Here is a 19,398-nt window from a genome sequence, read left to right on the forward strand (position 1 = left end):
CATGCGCACATCCCTCTCTGGAGGCGGGGCCGAAGCCCGCCTCCGCGGCCTCTGCCTGAGCCTGGCCCTGCTGGCCCCCGCGGCGGCGGCCCCCCTCGCGAAGCCCTCCCCGGTGAAGGCCGCCCCGGCGCCGCCGGCCCGGTTCGTCCTCCTGAACCGGAGCCGGGGCGAGGCCGCGTCGACCCCCATCTTCGTGACGGTCACGGCCGTGGACGAACAGGGGCGCTTCCTGCGCCTGGCGCCCTCGGGGCGCTTCGTGCCCTGCGGGGCCGCCGACAACACCATCCCCAGGGGCGGCGCCCTCTGGGCCCCCTACTCCATCCCCCTGGCCCGGCTCCGGAGCTTCGACGTGGACCGGGCCCGGGAACTGCGGGGCGCCCGCCTCTACCTCAGCGTCGGCCAGCCCCTGTGGCTCCGGGTGGATGAGGCCACGGGCGGCCTCGTCCAGCCCGACGTGACCAACCCCTCCGACCCCAACGCCGACACCACATTCGACTGGATGGAATTCGCCCTCGACGGCAGCGGCTTCCACGGCAACACCACGTGCGTGGACCAGTTCGGCCTGCCCATCACCCTGGAGGTGGTGGAGGGCTCCGGCGCCACGGCGGGACCCGTCGGCCTCGCCCGCCGGCGCAGCGACATCCTGGACGCCTGGCGGGAGAAGCTGCCCGCCGCCTTCGCGGACCTGGAGGACCGGGGCCTCCGGATCATGGCCCCGGGCCACGTGACGAAGGGTCCCCTGACCACGTACCTGGACCGGTACATCCGGGACATGTGGGACCGGTACCGCCGGGAGCCCCTGGTGCTGACCCCCGACGAAGGCACTTTCACCGGCCGCGTGGATGAGCTGGGGCGCCTCGTCTTCCGCCGGGAGGGGGATCCCTGCGCCTACGTGATCCGCCGCATGCCCACCACGCGGGAGGCCTGGCGCTGCGACGGCCCCCTCACGGAAGGCAACGCGACGGAGCGGGTCCTCGGGGCCCTCCTCGGCGCCATGATCAACCGCCACACCCTGGAGCGCCCCCTGAACTGGCGCGAGGACGGCGACGACTACGACGCCTCCCCCGCCAACAGCTACGCCGCCTTCTGGCATGCCGAGGGGATCGGCGGCAAGGCCTACGGCTTCGCCTACGACGACGTCAACGACCGCTCCACCCTCGTGAACGCGGCGGACCCCAGGATCGTGCGCATCGCCTTCAGGATCGACTGATGCCCGACTGGCGGATCATCCTTCGGTGCCCCCTTCCGGCGCGGCGGCGGCGCCCGGGCTGGTGGGGTCGTGGGGCAGGCTTCCCCGCGGGCTGCGCAGGTACACGAACGGCGTCGCATGCAGGAAGTTCGACACGCGGCTCGTATAGACGTCGGCGTACCGCTCCACCTGCCTGGCCAGGTGGCTCTTGTCGTTGCCCGCGCGGGTGAGGAGGCCCCAGCGGCCGTTGGTGAGCTCCGCGGCCGCCCTGGCCATGGGGGCGATCTCGGCGTCCAGCGGGAGCAGCCGCCCGCGGAGCTCCTGCATCCGGGCCTCCAGCTCGTGGACCGTCTCCGGCCCCCGGGGGCCGTACCCGGCCCGCAGGCGCTGGAGGGCCAGCCGGGTCCGGCTGAACTGGGCCTCGAGGCGCTCCTTCTCCTCCATCTTCTCCTTGATGACGCGCTCGGCGCCCGCGAAGGCCTCGAGGGCCTCCACCTCCTCCTCCAGCTCCCGGAGGACCAGGGCGGTCCGCCAGCGGAGGGTGGCCTTGCTGACGTGGACGTCCCCGAACATGTGGTCGCCCACGTAGAGGATCTCGTCGCCGCTGATCCCCAGGTCCTTCTCCACCTGGGCGGCGCTGCCGCCCATGTAGGCCACCCCCGGCTGCAGGGGGCCGTTCACGGGCCGGAGCAGGCCGTCCTCCGTGACCACCTGGAAGAACGGCGCGCGGGACGTGAAGAACTCCGGCTTGCGGGCCCCCACGATCACCAGGTCGAAGAGGTCGCGCCACGTCGTGCCCGGCTCCAGGAACCGGTCGAAGGAATAGGCCATCATGGCCGACGTGAAGGTCCAGTCGGAGTTGGTGATCAGCAGGAGCTTCTTGCCGGCGTGGCGCTGGTCCTGGAGGGTCAGGGCCGTCTCGGGGTCCAGGATCACGCACTGCTCGGGATCGCGGGCGATCTCCGCCTTGAGGCGCCCCTCCAGGTGCTGGGCGTCCACCGCCTCCCGGACCCGCTCGTACAGGTCGCGGTAGCCCAGGACGCCGGGCAGGAGCCTCTGGTCCAGGAGGTCCACGAGCTGGGCGTAGAGGCAGCCCTCCGAAAGGGAGAAGAGGGTGTTCAGGAAGACCCACCGGGCCTCGGAGAGGTCCACCTGGGTGGCCGCGTAGACCACCCGCTGGTCCTGGAACGGCAGCGCCTCCGTGCCGTGCTGGGCCCGGCGCACCAGGCCGAACCGGTTGGCCTTGACGACGTTCCCGAGCTGGGTGTCGATGACGAGGCCCCGGGCCACCATGTCCCGCTCGAACCGGAGATCCCCCACGGGCCAGCCCTGCTCCAGGAACCGCTCCCGGGCGTACTCGTACACCTGGCGCTCGAAAGCCTCCACCCGGTAGGTGACCAGGGTGTAGTCCATGTCGTACCCGATGGCGTGGAGGGACCTGAAATTCAGGGTCCTGTTGCAGAAGACGCCACGGCTGCGTAGGGGCTGGTAGGAAGGATCCGCTGATGCGTGCATGGATCCAGGATACCTCCCGGAGCCGCGTCACGCCGGTTTTACTCGCGCGACGGCCGCGCGCCCCGGCATAGTTGAAAAGTGGGCTCCGCCCGCGAAAGTCCCTGGAGACACCATGCGCACCGCTCCGATCCTGGGCGCCCTGCTCGCCCTCGCCCTGCACGCCGCGCCGCCCCGGCCGCCGCTCGTGGTCGTGATCTCCGTCGACCAGTTCTCCGCCGAACTCGCCTCGCGCAGGTCCCGCGACCTCCCCGGGGGCCTGGGCCGTCTCTGGCGCGAAGGGACCGTGTTCACCAACGCCTGGCAGGACCACGGCTACACGGAGACCGGCCCGGGCCATTCCGTCATCCTCACGGGCCGCCACCCCATGCACACCGGCATCACGGAGAACACCTGGCTGGACCGGAGCCAGGGCAAGGCCACCTACTGCGTCCGCGACGACGGGGCCCCCCTCGTGGAGGGCAAGGGCCCCGGGGCCAGCCCGGCCTCCCTGGCCGGGACCACCCTCGGAGAGTGGATGGCCGCGTCCCTCGAGGACAGCCGCAGCTTCGCCGTCGCCGGCAAGGACCGGGCCGCGGTGCTCATGGCCGGGCACCGGGCCCGGGGCGTCTACTGGTTCGTGGCGGGCACCGGCTTCACCACGTCGCGGGCCTACGCCCAGCAGCTCCCGGCCTGGCTCCAGACCCACAACGCCGGCCTGATGGCGGGCCTCCAGGCCAGGCCCCTGGTCTGGGAGCCGGCCCCGGGCCGCCCCGCCCTGCCCTCCGAGACCTGGACCGTGGCCGGCAAGCGCGTGGACCTGGGCCTGCCCCGCGTCCTCCGCGCCGCCGAGGCGCCCCTGGACCCCGCCTTCTGGGACCGCTTCCGCGCCTCCCCCTATTTCGACGAGGCCATCCTGGGGACCGCGCGGGTGCTGCTCCGGGAGGAGCGCCTCGGCCGGGGCCCCGGAACCGATCTCCTCGCCGTCAGCCTTTCGGCCACCGACTACATCGGCCACCGGTTCGGCAACGCCGGCCCGGAAATGGAGGACCAGCTGGTCAGGCTCGATCGTTCGCTTGGCATCTTCCTGGAGGCCCTGCGCGAGGACGTGCCCGACGCCTGGGTGATCCTCACCGCCGACCACGGCGGCCGGGACTTCCCGGAGCGCATGGCGGCCCGGGGCGTCCCGGCGCAGCGCTTCCACGCGGACGCCTGGGCCCGGACCTTCAACCAGGAACTCCAGCGGCGCCTGGGCGGCGCCCGGCCCTGGTTCCTGCCCTCCTCGGGCCAGCAGCTCTACCTCGATCCCCTCGCCCTCGCCCAGTCCGGGCGGGCCCGGGCGGAGGTCCTCCAGGAGGCCGTCCGCCTCGCCCGGTCCCTGCCCGAGGTGGAAGGGGCCTTCACCGCCGATGAGCTGGCCCTGGAGCGGCCCGATCCCGCCCAGGCGCCGGCCGACCGTTCCCTGAAGGCCCGCATCGCCCTCAGCTTCGTGCCCACGCGGTCCGGGGATCTCCTCCTGGCCTTCAAGGCGCCGTATGTGATCCACGATCCCGGCCACCTGGCCGAGCACGGCTCCCCCCAGGATCCGGACCGGCGGGTCCCCCTCCTCTTCTATGGCCCCTGGCGGCCGGGCATCCGTACCGAGCCCGTGCGGATCATCGACCTGGCGCCCACCGTGGCCCAGGAGCTGGGCATCGCCCCCCTGGAGCCCGTGGATGGGCGGCCCCTGCGACTGGACGCGAAATGAGCCCGAAAAGCTCATATTGAATATTTGTTACCATCCGAGGAAAAAATATTTCGATCCTTTCAACCTTCGAAAAACGAGTGTGTTATCGTCTTTGACACACCAACCGATCCACATTCCACGCCGGGTTCCCCGACGGGTCCCGGAGTCGTTTAAGTTCGCCAAGGAGTCCAGATGTCCACAAGGAAGCCCTGCTTGATCCTGCTTTCCTCCCTGGCCTGCGCAGTGGTGGCCACCGCCCAGACCAGTACCACCTCCGGCGCGCTCCGGGGCAACGTGAAGTCCAAGAAGGGCTCCGCTGTCCAGGGCGCCTCGGTCTCCATCCGCAACCTGGATACCGGTTTCACCCGCACCATCAGCACCGATGGTCGCGGCGACTACCAGTTCCCCTTCCTCCCGGTGGGGTCGTACGAGCTGATCGTCACCTCCCCCGGCCTCAAGACCGCCAAGGACAGCAACGTCCGGGTGGGCCTGGGCCAGACGGCGACCCAGAACTTCAGCCTGGATTCCGCCGAGGCCTCCGCCGTGGTCGAGGTCGTCGGCGTCACCAGCAACGTCGACACGGCCCAGATCAACACCCAGACGGCCATCAACCAGGAGATCATCGACGCGGTGCCCCTGGTCAGCCGCAACTTCACCGACCTCGTCCAGCTGACCCCGGGCGCGGCCACCAACTCCGAGGGCTACCGGACCACCGTCGAAGGCGCCCGCGGCATCCAGAACAACCTCCAGATCGACGGCGCAAGCTACAACTCCAAGTTCAACTCCGAGCAGCGCGGCGGCACCCGCATCCCCTTCACCTTCGGCGCGGACTCCATCAAGGAGCTCCAGGTCATCACCAACTCCTTCGACGCCCAGTACGGCGACGCGGTGGGCGCCGTGGTGAACGCCGTCACCAAGTCCGGCACCAACGAGTTCGGCGGCATGGCCTTCGTCATGTTCAAGCCCAATTCCATGGTGGCGCGCGTCAAGCCCGTGCCCTGGGATCCCAAGAACAGCATCAATTCCCTCGAGGCCCGCACCCGCGACTACCAGCAGGCCCAGGGCGGCTTCAACTTCGGCGGCCCGATCATCAAGGACAAGCTGCACTTCTTCATCAACGTGGAAGGCACCCGCCTCCGCGAGGGCAGCGTCCCCGCCTTCGGCGTCGACTCCTCCGCCACCTCCGGCAACGCCATCACCGACTTCAACAAGTTCTTCGGCACGGGCGGCATGGGCGCCCTCCTGACGACGGCCCCCGGCACCACCCTCGCCCAGGAGGCCGGCCGGCCCTGGACCGACGAGCAGAAGAACCTGGTCTTCATGGGCCGCCTGGACTGGACCATCAACGAGGCCCACCGCGCCACCCTGCGCATCAACTCCCAGAACTACAAGGGCCTGAACGACATCTACCCCGGCACCCGCCGCTACGACGTCGCCTGGTCGGGCCAGTCCACCATGGAGTACACCAGCCTCTCCACGGTGCTGGAGGTCAACTCCATCCTGCCCCACAACATCCTCAACGAGTTCCGCGTCCAGTACGCGACGGAGGACCGCCCCACCACCCCGAACTCGACGACCTGCGCCCCCGTGCGCATCGCCCAGATCGGCGGCTCCTACAGCATCAACGCGGGCCAGTACTACATCGACCCCCGCAACACGAAGGAATTCACCACCCAGATCATCGACAACGTCACCTACATGACGGGCGACTGGACCTTCAAGGCCGGCGTGGACCTGCAGCGGATCCACATGAAGAACCGCTACCTGCCCAGCCAGAACGGCAACTGGAGCTTCACGACCTACGCCGCCGCCAACAACTGGTTCGCCGGCACCCTGAGCGGCACCGGCGTCTCCTACACCCAGGGCTGGTCCCCCCTCGACGGCGTCAGCGACTTCACCGAGGACTACTTCGCCGGCTACATGCAGGCCCAGTACACCGGCCTCCTGGACAAGCGCCTGATGCTCAGCCTGGGCTTCCGCGCCACCAACGAGCACTGGAGCGACAACCCCAACCCCAATCCCAAGCTCCAGGGCCTGGATCACCAGCCTGACGACCACTCCGTCGATCCCCGCTTCGGCTTCAGCTTCGACGTCTTCGGGGACGCCCGCACCGTGATCCGCGGCGGCTACGGCCACTTCAGCATCAGCAACCCCGGCCAGACCGCCTCCGGCGCCATCATGTACAACGGCCTCAACCTGCTGTCGTACTCGGTGTCCTCCAGCAACTCCAACTACCTGCCCTACTTCCTGGGCACGGGCATCCTCTCCCCCTCCAGCCGCTGGAGCGGTTCCCTCTCCCAGCCCGGCTCCCTCACGGCCCTCAGCCGCGCCGAACTGGGCACCCTGCCCCAGGACGCGGTCACCGTCGCCGTCATCGACCCCAACGCCAAGATGACCCAGGCCCGGGCCATGTCCCTGGGCGTGGAACAGGACCTCGGCAACGGCTACACCGTGGGCCTGAAGGCCACCTACAAGAAGTTCTACAACCTCCAGTACGCCGTGAACATCAACCTGGCCCAGTACGCGGACGGCAGCACCTCCACGCTCAGCGGCGCCATCTACAACGACGGCTACGCCTCCACCTGGAACCACTGGTCCAACAAGACCTCGGACCGTCCCTACACCGCCGTCGTGCGCGGCCGCCAGCTCGACCTCTCCGGCTTCGGCGACGTCATCCTCTCCAAGTACGACGGCGAGGGCCGCTACAAGAGCCTCGTCCTCGAGGTCTCCAAGAAGTCCAGCGAAGGCTGGGGCTTCCAGGGCAGCCTGACCTTCTCCAAGGCCGAGGACAACAACTCCAACGAGCGCGCCACCCTGACCTCCACCGGCAGTTCGGGTCCCCTCACCGAGAACCCCGGCGATCCCCTGAGCTCCTACACCCTCAGCGACAACGACCACCGCTTCCGCGCAGTCCTGGCCTGGTGGGCCCCCAAGGTCTGGGGCATCAAGTTCTCCGGCACGACGTCCTTCACCACCGGCCGCCCCTACACGGCCTACTGGTACAACGACATCAACGGCGACGGCAAGTACATCGACACCGTCAACGGCCGCAACACCTTCCGCCAGCCCAGCGCCAAGACCTTCGATCTCCGCATCGAGCGCGGCTTCCGGATCACCAAGCGCTTCAGCGTGGACGCCATCATCGGCGTGTTCAACGTCTTCAACTGGGCCAACCAGTACACCTCGCAGACCACGTACGCCACGTCCCCGCAGACCGTGGATTCTGCCACCGACAGCTACCGCCCGAACTTCGGGAAGATCGACCGCGCGGACAAGAACTCCCGCGAGGTCCAGTTCACCCTCAAGACCCGGTTCTAGGCGGGCCTGACGACCATGCGCGACACGAATCCATTCCATGCGATGACCGGAGGAATCATGCGAATCTCCACGCCCCTCAAGGGCCTGCCCCTGGCCCTGGCGGCTGGCCTCACCCTGGCCCTGCCCCTGGCGACCCTGGGCTGCACCAATCCCACCAAGGACCAGCCGGGCACCCCCGCCCCGGCCGTCTCGGGCTTCTACGTCACCAGCAACGCCAACGCCAAGAAGACCGACACCACCAACGACATCTACGTCACCACCGGCGACACCGTCTACGCCCGGGCCACCTTCGCCACGACGAACGGCTCGGCCGTCATCTCCCCGGGCAACATCCAGGTGACCTCCAACAGCCCGGTCACCCTGGGCGCCGTCACCGCGCCGACCACGTACACCCTCACCGTGACGAGCGGCAATGGCCAGACGGCCACCGCCACCGCCAAGGTGACCCCCGTGGCCCTGCCCACGGCTCCCGTGACGGCCCCGGCCTCCGTGACCCGCGACACCACCGGCCTCACCGCCAGCGTCCCCGCCGTCGCCGGCTCCACCTACCAGTGGTCCATCACCAACGGCACCATCACCGCCGGCGCCGCGGCCAACCAGGTGACCTTCACCTCCGGCTCCGCGGGCACCGCGGGCGCCGCCGGCTCCATGACGGTCACCTGCAAGGTGACCAGCGCCGCCAAGGTCTCGACGACGGGTTCGGCCACGATCCCGGTCCTGGCGGTCGTGCCCTCGGGCCTGACCTACGCCGCCAGCCCCGTCGAAGGCTACGTGAACGTGCCCCTCACCATCGCCCCGCCCACCTTCGCCGGGGACGCGGTGCAGGCCTTCTCCGTGGCCCCGGCCCTGCCGGACGGCCTCACCCTGAACGCCCTGACGGGCGCCATCACCGGCAAGCCCACCACCGTCACCGCCCCCAAGACCTACGTCATCACCGCCACGAACAGCGGCGGCACGGCCACGGCCAACCTGCTCCTGGGCATCCAGCCCCAGCCCAGCATCTCCCTCACCGCCAGCCCCTCCACCATCGGGCCCAACGGCGGCGCCATCCTCTCCTGGGCCGTGGACAGCTCCGTGGCCAGCTTCACCATCGACCAGGGCGTCCAGACCACGCCCTTCGTGGTCACGACCGTCCACAGCGGCACCTACAACGTGGCGCCCACGGCGACCACCACGTACACCATGACCGCGAACCTGGTCGCCGGCGGCACCGTCCAGATGCCCGCCACCGTGACCCTGGACACCGCGCCCCTGGCCATCACGAGCTTCACCTCCGAGAAGGCCAACACCACGTTCGGCGCCAGCGACAAGCTGAGCTGGGTCCTGACCGGCACCCCCAACACCCTGACCGTCAACGGCCAGAGCGTGCTGGGCAACACCAACACCAGCGTCATCCCGGTGCGCCGCCAGACCTTCACCCTGAACGCCGTCAACGGCGCCGCCAACGTCAGCCAGTCCGTGGTCGTGCCCGCCATGGGCCTCGACACGGTGGCCGGCAGCATCAACGGCCCCGGCATGAGCGACAGCGCCACGGCCTCCCTGGCCCAGTTCAACGGCCCCCGCCAGATCGCGGCCGACGCGGCCGGCAACATCTTCATCGCCGACGCCAGCAGCCACACCGTGCGCCGCTACGACGCGACCACCGGCGCGGTCACCACGATCGCCGGCATCCCCGGCTTCGCCGGCAACCTCGACGGCACCACGGGCAACTCCCAGCTGAGCAACCCCCGCGGGATCGCCGTCAGCGCCGACGGCACCGCCGTCTACGTCCTGGACTTCGGCAACACCGCCATCCGCAAGATCGCCCTCAGCGGCGGCGTCTGGACCTCCTCCACCATCGCCCCCACCGGCACCCTCGCGGGCAACGGCTACGGCCAGGCGACCCTGGATCCCACCGGCGCCTTCCTGGTCTTCGTCGACTACAACCAGCACGCCGTCAAGGTCCTCCGCCTCAGCGACAACAGCCTCATGGTCTACGCGGGTTCCACCACCGGCACCTCCGGCTACGGCCACATCGACCTGACCACGGCCGGGCCCCTCACCAACGCCCGCTTCGACAACCCCGAAGGCATCGCCTTCAACAAGGCCGGGAACTGGATCTACATCACCGAGGCCTACAAGACCACCAGCTACATCCGGGCCATCCAGTGGACCGCCCCCGCCGCCACCGGCGCGATGGCGACCCCCAGCGGCCTCTGCTACACCCTCGCGGGCGCGGGCGCCCAGGGCTACCAGGACGGCACCGGCGCCTCGGCCTACTTCTACGGCGCGGCCTCCATGTGCGTGGACGCCAACGACGTCATCTGGGTCGCCGACTCCAGCAACGCCGTGATCCGCCAGATCACCGTCCCCTCCATCGGCATGAACACCGGGGTGGTCACCACCTTCGCCGGCACCACGCCCACGGGCACCGTCACGGCCCCCGTGGCGGTCACCGGCAATGTGGACGGCGCCCTGACCGCCGCCAAGTTCAACAACCCCCAGGGCATCCTCGCGATCGGGACCGACCTCTACGTGTCCGAGGTGAACAACAGCACGATCCGCAAGATCAACGCCTCCGGCGTCACCACGCCCATCGGCATGGCCACCCAGCCCGGCAACGTGGACGACACGGGCACCGCCGCCCGCTTCAGCGCGCCCATGGGCGTCGCGGCCTTCGGCGGTTACGCCTACGTGGCCGACAACGGCAACGCCTCCCTGCGCAAGGTCCGGATCAGTGACGGCCAGGCCACCACGCTCGCCACCGGCTTCAGCGCCATCCGCGGCGTGGCCGCCGACAAGAACGGCCGCATCTACGTGGCCGACGCCACCGCGAAGACGATCACCGAGGTCGCCGCCGACGGCACCAAGACCACGATCCTGGCCACCGGCCTCACGGCGCCCCAGAACCTGGCCGTGAGCCCCGCCGATCCCAGCCTGCTCTACGTGGTTGACGGCGGCGCCATCTTCGAGGTCACCGTCCAGCGCGGCACCGACGGCACCTTCAGCCAGGCGACCATCACCAAGACCATCGGCAGCCAGAGCCAGAGCGGCTTCGTGGACAGCACCACCCTCACCACCACCCGGTTCCGCACCAGCGGCTCCGGCTCCGTGGCCGGCCTCGTGGTCGACCAGGCCGGTAACATCTACGTGGCCGACAACGCCAACTACGCGATCCGCAAGATCGCGGCCGGCACCTACGCCACCACCACCCTCGCCGGCATCACCGGCACGGCCACCTACGGCTTCCTGGACGCCACCGGCACCTCGGCCAAGTTCAACTACCTGACCGGCCTGGCCGGCCAGTGGGACGCCAACGGCGCCCTCGTGGGCCTCTGGATCTCCGATCGCGGCAACCACGCCATCCGCCGCTTCGACATGGGCACCGGCGCCGTGACCACGGTCATCGGCCTGGCCAACAACAACGCCGCCGCCCGCATCGGCGCCGCCCCCGGCACCATCGGCACCGGGTCCAACGGCAGCCTCTACCAGCCCCTGGGCGTCGCCACCGACAGCAACGGCGACCTCTTCATCGTGACCAACAACGGCCTCATGCAGGCCACCCTGATCGGCTCCGCCCAGTAGGACGGTCCCCCAGGCCCTGACCGAGCGCCCCGGGCAACCGGGGCGCTCGCTTTTTGCCCCGGCCCACTCCGGCCGGCGGCGCCCCCGGGACAGGCGCGTACAGCGGAAGACGGATCGATGCATGCTGCCGCATCCATCGATCCGTCTTCCCGGGTCCTGCGCCGATCAGGCCAGGACTTGCAGGGCCATGCCGCTGGAGGCGACCTTGACGCCCTTCCGGACCGCGTAGTCCATGCGGCCGAGGTTCACGCCGCTGTGGCCCACCTGGAAGATCTCCGTCTCGCCGGCGGCGTTCTGGATCTTCAGGGGGGCGTCCATGAAGGTGTGGGTGTGGCCGCCGATGATCACATCGATGCCGGGCACCGCGACGGCGAGGCGCTTGTCGTCGATGCTGGCCGACTTGACGTCGAAGCCCAGGTGGCTGAGGACCACCACCAGGTCGACCCGCTCCTTCTCGCGGAGGTGGGCCACCACGGGCTTCAGGGCCTCAGCGGGCTCCCGCCAGTCGACGCCGGCGTGGTTCTTGGCGGAGACCAGGCCCTTGAAGTCGATGCAGCAGCCGGTGATGCCCACCTTCACGCCGGGGAACTCCTTGATGATCCAGGGCTTCAGGCGCGCAGCCAGCTTGGGGGCGCCCTTGGCGTCGAAGTTGCAGTTCACGAAGTCGAACTTGGCGTCCTCCATGGCCGCCACCAGGCCCTCGACGCCGTTGTCGAAGTCGTGGTTGCCCAGGGTCCCGGCGTCGTACCCGCAGAGGCTCATGAGCTTGTAGTCGAGGTGGCCCTTGTACTGGTTGAAGAAGGGGGTGCCCTGGAACACGTCCCCCGCGTCCAGCAGGAGGACGTTGGGGGTGGTGCGGCGGACCTGCCTCACCAGGGTGGCCCGGCGGGCCATGCCGCCCCGGCCCTCCAGGTTCTTCTCGCTGCCGGGGCCGTAGGGCTCGATGCGGGAGTGGGTGTCGTTGGTGTGGAGGAGGGTGACGCGGCCGGTGGCGGAGGCGTCCTGCGCGCGGAGCGGCAGGCCCGCGGCGGCGGTGGCGGTGGCGGCCCCGAGGGCCTGGATGAAGGTGCGGCGTTCCATGGGGCCTCTAGAGATTCAGGGACTGGGAGCGGATGGCCTCGACGACCTCGGCGGAGAGGGTGTAGCGGTTGACCCGGGGGGCCACGACGTCCTTCCCGGCCTTCCCCTTCGCCTCGCAGGTGTCGATGATGAGCTGGCGCAGGGGCACGCCGGTGAGCTGGACGTTGCGGCCGTTCTTGAGGGTCGGGACGCCGTCGCCGTTGGCCAGCAGGTAGTCGGTGGTCGCCGCCAGGTAGGTCGCGGCGGGATCGATGGCGGTGCCGTCGCTCCAGGTGATCTTCACGTCCGGATGCTTCGGGTCGCCGGTCACGGAGGCCAGGATGCCCGAGCAGGGCTCGCCGCCGCGGCGCTTGATGCCCTCCTTGACGATCTGCATGATCTCCTGGCCCGTGTATTCGGCGATGACGAGCTCGTTCTCGAAGGGCATCACCTCGTAGATGTCCTGGACGCGCAGGTCGCCCGCGGGCAGGTTCCGGCGGAGGCCGCCGGAGTTGGTGAAGCCGAAGCGGATTTCGCGGCCGGAGGCCTTGGCGGCGCCCTCCCGCATGATGTCGGCCAGGAAGTAGCCCAGGGGGAAGAGGCCGACGGCCTTGCGGTCCCGGGGGCGGCCGATCTCCTCGGGCAGGTGCGCGATGACCCGCCCGAAGGACTTGTGGATCTCATCGGAATAGGGCGCCAGCACCTTGGCCAGCTCCGGATCGTCCGGAACGGTGGCGTTGACGGGCGTGGGCGTGGCGGTGTCCAGGCGCGGCGGCGCGAGCGGGGTCTGGGCGACCAAGGCCAGGCCAACCGCCCAGCTTCCAAGGAACGTTCGGAGATTCTTCACGGCATGTCCTCTGTCAACACTGATTTCGGATCGCTGGTCCATCCGACAGTATGGCAGAGCCCACCCTCATGGAAAGAGGTAGGGGCGGCCCGGGCCTTTCAGCGGGTCAGGAGACGGGCGGCTGGAGGCGTTCCCGCCCCAGGGTGTAGCGTTCCAGGCGCGCGGGATCGAGGGTGACGCCGGTGCCCGGGCCCCCGGGCAGCGCGATCCAGCCGCCGGGGCCCAGCACGACGGGGGGATCGGCGATGTCCTCGCGGAAATAGCGGCGCGTCTCGGAGGTGTCGCCGGGCAGGGTGAAGCCGGGCAGGGTCTGGAGGTGGAGGTTGAGGGCCCGGCCCAGGCCGGTCTCGTCCATGCCGCCCGACCACACGGGCACGCCCCGCGCCGCGCAGAGGGCGGCGATGCGGGCCGATTCAACCAGGCCGCCGACCCGCCCCTGCTTGATGTTGAGGATGCGGCAGGCGTCCAGGTGCAGGGCCGCTTCCGCGTCGTCCAGGCTGTGGATGGACTCGTCCAGGCACAGGGGGGTCTTCAGGCGGGGTTGCAGGCGAGCGTGCTGCACGATGTCGTGGTAGCCCAGGGGCTGTTCGATCATGGTCAGGGCGAAGGCGTCCAGCTCGGCGAGGTGGTCCGCGTCCGCCAGGCTGTAGTCGCCGTTGGCGTCCGCCATGAGGGGGAGGTCGGGGAACCGCTCGCGCACGGCGGCCACCCAGGCCACGTCCTGCCCCCGCTGGATCTTCAGCTTGACCCGGTGGTACCCCTGCTCGACCGCCTCTTCCACCTTGGCCAGGAGGTCCGGGAGGGTGGGCCGGAGGCCGATGCTGATGCCCGACGGGATGGGCCGCGCCGGCTGGCCCAGCAGGGCGTGGAGGGGCAGGCCCTTGCGGCGGGCGATGAGATCGAGGAAAGCGTTCTCGACCGTGGCCTTGGCCATCTCGTTGCCCCGCACGCGCCGCCAGCTCAGCAGCAGCTCCCCCAGGGTGCGCCCGGGCCGGGCCTCGGGCAGGAGGAAGGCCTGGATGAGGTGCCGGGCGGTGACCGTCGTCTCGCCCGCGTAGTAGGGGTCGGGATCGGCGACGCACTCGCCCCAGCCGACCGCCCCGTCCTGCTCCAGGCGCAGGAGGAGGGCCTCCTTCACCGCCCAGGAGGCCACGCTGGTGCCGAAGGGCTCCACGAACGGGACGCTCACGAGGACCGCATCCACCCGGTCCAGGGGCCCCAGGGGCTCCTCCAGGAGGGACTGAAAATTTTTGCTCAGCCCCAAGCAAAGAGTTTCAATGTCCGCGCTTTGTGCCATGATGAAGTCTATACCCGTTCATCCCTTGCCGCGGCCATGGGGCCGCGTATTTCGTACATAGGACACCGAATGACCGCCACGTTCCTGGACACCCTCCTTCTCTTCTCCCTCCCGGCCTCGGGCAAGTCCGAGATGCGCCGGTACCTGGGCAGCCTCACCCCCGAACAGTGCCGCGAAGACTTCGGCATGGGCCCCACCCTCCAGCTCGACGACTACCCGTACGTGCACCTGATGCACCGCATCGACGACGAGCTCCTGGCCCGCGGCTACGGCTACAAGTTCTACTGGGGCCCCAACCGTCCCTTCCAGGACGACTGGACCTGGGCGATGCTCATCGAGCTGCTCAACGAGGATTACGCCAACCTGCGCAAGGGCGCCCACGTGGAGGCCGCCAGCGCCGCCCAGCTCCTCTTCGACCGCATGGACGCGGCCCGGGTCAAGGCCGGCATGCTGGAGACCCTCGGCGACATCCCCTGGCGGGTGCGCAAGGCCATCGGCGAGGCCCTGGAGCAGGAGTGCCGCGCCGAGCTCGACGCCCTGAACCGCCAGAACGCCCTCGGGACCGAAGGCAAGACCATCGTCATCGAGGCCGCCCGCGGCGGCGCCAATGGCTCGGCCTTCCCCCTCTGCCCCCCCCACGGCTACGCCGCCGCCTTCCAGCACCTCAGCCCCGAAATCCTGGACCGCTCCAGCCTCATGTACATCTGGGTCGAGCCCTGGCAGAGCCGCCAGAAGAACATCGAGCGTGGCCTTCCCGACGGCCAGGGCAGCATCCTGAACCACAGCGTCCCCATGGAGGTGATGCTGGGCCAGTACGGCTGCGACGACATGGCCTACCTGCTCGAGCAGAGCGACCGGCCCGGCACCATCCGCGTCGACCGCATCGTGGAGGAGGGCGGCCGCTACGTCACCCGCACCTGGCACATCCCCGCCGCCCGTTTCGACAACCGCAAGGACCTGACGACCTTCGTCCGGGCCCCCCGGGAAGCCTGGAAGGCCGAGGACGTGGCCGCCATCCACGGGGGCCTGAAGGAGACCTTCCGCCAGTTCGGACGCTAGTCCCATGTGGAAGACAGCCGAAGGCAGCACCGAACGCCTCCTGCAGCTCTGCACGGGGTACTTCCTCCTCTATATCGTCACCGGCCTGGTGGTGAAGGCCTTCACGGGGTCCCCCGTGACCCCCCTGGGCACCCCCCGCATGAACGACATCGCCTTCCTGGGCTACAACACCCTGGGGGCGAACCTGACCTGCCTGATCCCGGCCGTCGTCCTGGGCTGGTGGCGCATGAAGTCCGTGCGCCCCATCCGGGTCGGGGGCGTGGAGGTCCCCTCGGAGCTCCTCTACATCATCCCCAGCGGCATCTGCACGGCGGTGGTGATCCCGACCACGACGCTGATGTACACCCTGCCCATCTCCGTGATGGTCGCCATGGTGATCATGCGCGCCTCCGTCATCGTCATCGGCCGGGCCGTGGACGGCATCCAGATCGCCCAGGGCATCCTCCAGCGGCGGATCTACTGGGAGGAGAACGCCGCGGTGGTCTTCGCGGTGCTGGCGGCCTGCATCGAGCTCTTCGGGCCGCACACGGGGGGCTTCGCCTTCCTGCGGAACCGGGCCGCGGTCGTGATCTTCTCCAGCTACATCACGTCGTACGCCATCCGCATCTACATCATGAACTACTACAAGAACACCCGGCCCAAGGGCGCGCCCCTGGACAACCGGGCCTTCTTCGCCGTGGAGCAGATCGCGGCGTCCGTCGCCATGGTGCTCATGGCCCTGGCGGTCTTCCACGGCCCCAAGGTCTTCCCCTCCTGGGCGGACGTGCGCCAGGTGTCCGATTTCATCGGCTCCATCCAGACCCCGGCCCCCGGCTGGCTCTGGGCCTCCCTCTCCGGCATCTCCTTCGGCCTGGTGGCCTTCTTCTCCGTCTTCATCTTCATGTTCAAGGGACGGACGGCCACCTTCACGGGCCTCATCAATCGCCTGACCAGCCTGGTCGCCGGCACTGCCGCCACCCTCCTGGGCCACTGGTTCTTCGGGAGCCGGTTCCCCAGCCTCCAGAACTGGATCAGCCTGGGCTTCGTGCTCGTGGCCGTCTTCTTCCTGGCCCGGGCCGAGAAGCGCCGAGCCGCCGAGCTGAAGCGGGAAAAGGAGATCTGAGCCGGGAGCGGCCCGGTCCCGGTCCAGGAAGGCGCCTCGGGTTTCCGAGGCGCCTTTGCGTTGCGGAGCGGATGTCCGGCCGCTCCGGGTGGATCCGGAGGTTCGGGCAGGGGCGGCGGATCCCCGTTCGGCGCAGGCGTCAGCCCGCGGCGGCGGCCAGGGCCCGCTGGAGGACGGGGCCGTTGAAGGGCTTGGGGAGCAGGACCACGCCGGGGTGCTCCCCGACGAGCTCCCGGGCGATGCGGTCCGCCTTGCCCGTGATCAGGACGATGGGGAGGCCGGGCCGCGCCTGGCGCATGCGCGCGAGGGTGGCCGGGCCGCCCAGGCCGGGCATGTTGAGGTCCAGCAGGACGGCATCCCAGGCGCCCCCCGCCTCCAGGCGCGCCAGGGCCTCCTCGCCCCGGGAGGTGCAGACGCAGGCATGGCCGAGGCCTTCCAGGAGCTCCTCCAGGCCGCGCCGCACGAGCTCGTCGTCGTCCACCACCAGGAGCGACAGGGGGCGCCAGGCCGCGGCCGGCGGTTCCGCGGCCGCCGCGGCCGCCGCCTCCGGCGGGGGAAAGCGCAGGGTGACGCAGGTGCCGTGGCCGGGCTCGCTCCGGATCTCCACCTCGCCCTGGTGGGCGCGCATGACCCCGTAGACCATGGAGAGGCCCAGGCCGGTGCCCCGCCCCACCTCCTTGGTGGTGAAGAAGGGGTCCATGGCCCGGCTGAGGACGTCGGCGTCCATGCCGCAGCCGGTGTCCGTGACCCGGGCCTCGACCCCGCCCCCGGGCAGGCTCGCGGTCTCCAGCCGGAGGGTCCCCTCCCCGCCCATGGCGTCCACGGCGTTCACGCACAGGTTCATGACGGCGTGGGACAGGGTGCCCGCGTCGCCCAGGATCGGCGCCAGGCCCGGCTCGAGGCGCAGGTCCAGGCGGACCCGCGCGAGGGTGGTCCGCTCCAGGAGCTGGGCCACTTCCTTCAGCACCGTGTTGAGGTCCAGCTCGGTCCGCTCCATGGGGGCCTGGCGGGCGAAGTTGAGGAGGCTCTTGACCATCTGCCCGCCCCGTTCCGCGGCCAGGGCGATGGTGCCGAAGGCCTTCCGGTCCCGGCTGTCCTCGGGGAGCTGCTCCTCGTGGGCGCTCGCCATCATGAGGATGGCGCCCAGGACGTTGTTCATGTCGTGGGCGATCCCGCCCGCCAGGCCGCCCAGGCTTTCGAGGCGCTGGCTCCCCGCGACCTGCCGCTCGAGGCGGCGCCGCTCCGCCTCCAGGCGCAGCCGCTGCCCGATGTCGCGCCCCACCCCCAGGACGCCGAGGAGTTCGCCGCCGGGGCCCATGATGGGCGTCCGCACCGTCTCCAGGGTCACCACCCGGCCGTCGGGGAAGGTCAGGGTCTCCTCGGCGGTCACGGGACCGCGCGCCACCACGGCCTGGAGATCGTTGGCCCGGAAGGCCTCGGCGGTGCCGGCGGGCAGGAGCGCCTCGTCCGTGCAGCCCAGGATGTCGCCCTCGGGACGCCCGACGAGGTCCTCGAACCTCAGGTTGCAGCCCCGGTAGCGGCCCAGGGCGTCCTTGTGCCAGACCAGGTCCGGGATGGTGTTGAGCAGGGTCCGGAGGTGCGCCGCGTGGCGCTCCTGGGCCGCCTCCGCCCGGGACCGCTCGCCGACCTCCTCCACGAGCCGCGCCTTGGCCGCCTCCAGGTCCAGGGTCCGGGCCTCCACCCGGGCCTCCAGGTCCGTGAGGGCCGCGGCCAGGTCCCTGTCCAGGAGAACCTGGCGCCAGAGGAGGGGCACGAGGATCCCCGCCAGGGCCAGGGCCTGGATCCCCGAATCGGCGGGGTGCCGCAGGTGGTGCGCGAGCACCTGGACGCAGGCCAGCACGAAGGCCGCGTACGGCAGCTGGTTCCAGGCCAGGGCGGGCCGCTCCCGCGGCGTCGGCGGAGGCTCCACCGGGACGTTGGACCAGGCCGACAGGAAGGCCATGGAGGCGCTGGCCACCGTCACGAAGACCAGCGGCCCCTGGGCCCAGGCCTGGCCCTGGAACCGGTGGGCGTAGAGGACCGCCGCGAAGCCGCCGCCCCCCACCGCGTGCAGGATGTACCAGCCCAGGGGCCCCCGCCAGCGCGCGGGCCGGTCCGAGAGCAGGTAGAGGGAGATGCCCCCGAAGAGGCAGATGCGCAGGCTCGTGGTCAGGAACACGGTCCGCGCGAAGGGGGCTTGCCCCGCGAGCGCGGCCCAATCCACGGCCGACCAGAGGATGACCAGGATGGAGCTGCAGAAGATGGAGGCGCCGAGCCCGCTCTGGAGGGCCCGGCCGAGGGTCCTCCGCCGCCACGGCCAGGTGGCGAGGGCCAGCGCGCCGCAGACCTGGTAGAAGGCCGTCACCGAGAACCAGAGGGGCTGCTTGTGCTCCGCCGCCCAGCCCAGGCTGGGGATGAGGAGGACGAGGACGCCCTGGAGGGCCATGCCCAGGCACGAGGCGGCGGTCCAGCGCCAGCCCGCGGCCTCGGCCGCGCTGCGCCGGGCCCGGTCCAGGGACGCGGCGGCCCCCGCGAGGGCGACGCCGAGGACCAGCGCGGCCGCGATCCGGATGCCCCCCACCCGCGGAAGGGCCGCGGCCGCCGCCGCGCCGCCGCCCGCGAGCAGGGCCACGGCCGCCAGGGGCAGCGCGAGCGGCCTCGGGGCGGGGGCTTCGAAAGAGACTGAGTCCATGGGCGTCCCAACCAGCATACCCGCCCTGGCCCGGAGCGCCAGGACCTTGCGGAC

11 protein-coding genes are annotated in these 19,398 nt (G+C 70.4%); 6 read left to right on the plus strand and 5 right to left on the minus strand.

All coding sequences use genetic code 11. The features are described 5' to 3' along the window. The first annotated feature begins 1 nt into the window (after position 1). Positions 2-1,210 carry a glycoside hydrolase family 64 protein gene (locus R2J75_RS10820; RefSeq protein WP_243330597.1) on the plus strand — a complete coding sequence of 403 codons (1,209 nt, stop codon included), beginning with the start codon at positions 2-4 and terminating at the stop codon, positions 1,208-1,210. Positions 1,211-1,225: 15 nt separating this feature from the next. Here R2J75_RS10820 and R2J75_RS10825 read toward each other — a convergent pair whose 3' ends face one another. Beyond that, positions 1,226-2,704, minus strand: a complete 1,479-nt coding sequence (locus R2J75_RS10825; protein ID WP_243330599.1) for an HAD-IG family 5'-nucleotidase — start codon at positions 2,702-2,704, stop codon at positions 1,226-1,228. 112 nt (positions 2,705-2,816) lie between these two features. Here R2J75_RS10825 and R2J75_RS10830 point away from each other — a divergent pair, with 112 nt between their 5' ends. From R2J75_RS10830 to R2J75_RS10840, 3 genes are all read left to right on the plus strand, one after another. After that, positions 2,817-4,427 (plus strand): alkaline phosphatase family protein, encoded by a 1,611-nt coding sequence (locus R2J75_RS10830; protein WP_316410123.1) that lies wholly within the window; start codon positions 2,817-2,819, stop codon positions 4,425-4,427. 192 nt (positions 4,428-4,619) lie between these two features. Beyond that, positions 4,620-7,724: a TonB-dependent receptor gene (locus R2J75_RS10835; RefSeq protein WP_243330603.1), complete on the plus strand. Its 3,105-nt coding sequence runs from the start codon at positions 4,620-4,622 to the stop codon at positions 7,722-7,724. Positions 7,725-7,781: 57 nt separating this feature from the next. Further along, complete coding sequence (locus R2J75_RS10840) at positions 7,782-11,288, plus strand: putative Ig domain-containing protein (RefSeq protein ID WP_316410124.1); 3,507 nt, start codon at positions 7,782-7,784, stop codon at positions 11,286-11,288. 165 nt (positions 11,289-11,453) lie between these two features. Here R2J75_RS10840 and R2J75_RS10845 read toward each other — a convergent pair whose 3' ends face one another. The 3 genes from R2J75_RS10845 to menC form a co-directional block, all read right to left on the minus strand. After that, positions 11,454-12,368, minus strand: coding sequence for a bifunctional metallophosphatase/5'-nucleotidase (locus tag R2J75_RS10845; protein WP_243330605.1), 915 nt, complete (start codon positions 12,366-12,368; stop codon positions 11,454-11,456). A 7-nt stretch (positions 12,369-12,375) separates the two neighbouring features. After that, positions 12,376-13,194, minus strand: a complete 819-nt coding sequence (locus tag R2J75_RS10850; RefSeq protein ID WP_243330607.1) for a 5'-nucleotidase C-terminal domain-containing protein — start codon at positions 13,192-13,194, stop codon at positions 12,376-12,378. A 106-nt stretch (positions 13,195-13,300) separates the two neighbouring features. Next, a complete protein-coding gene (gene menC, locus R2J75_RS10855) occupies positions 13,301-14,458 on the minus strand; it encodes an o-succinylbenzoate synthase (protein WP_243330609.1) in 1,158 nt (385 codons plus the stop codon). Between the two features lie 102 nt (positions 14,459-14,560). Here menC and R2J75_RS10860 point away from each other — a divergent pair, with 102 nt between their 5' ends. Together R2J75_RS10860 and R2J75_RS10865 are read left to right on the plus strand one after the other, a co-directional pair. Beyond that, the gene (locus R2J75_RS10860; RefSeq protein WP_243330610.1) at positions 14,561-15,550 is read left to right on the plus strand and encodes a hypothetical protein; all 990 of its coding nucleotides are present in this window, start codon (positions 14,561-14,563) and stop codon (positions 15,548-15,550) included. Positions 15,551-15,554: 4 nt separating this feature from the next. Next, the gene (locus R2J75_RS10865) at positions 15,555-16,652 is read left to right on the plus strand and encodes a hypothetical protein (RefSeq protein ID WP_243330612.1); all 1,098 of its coding nucleotides are present in this window, start codon (positions 15,555-15,557) and stop codon (positions 16,650-16,652) included. Between the two features lie 139 nt (positions 16,653-16,791). Here R2J75_RS10865 and R2J75_RS10870 read toward each other — a convergent pair whose 3' ends face one another. Then, entirely contained in the window at positions 16,792-19,344 is a 2,553-nt protein-coding gene (locus R2J75_RS10870; protein ID WP_316410125.1) for a hybrid sensor histidine kinase/response regulator, read from the minus strand. Positions 19,345-19,398: the final 54 nt, after the last annotated feature.

Source organism: Mesoterricola sediminis, assembly GCF_030295425.1.
GTDB lineage: Bacteria > Acidobacteriota > Holophagae > Holophagales > Holophagaceae > Mesoterricola > Mesoterricola sediminis.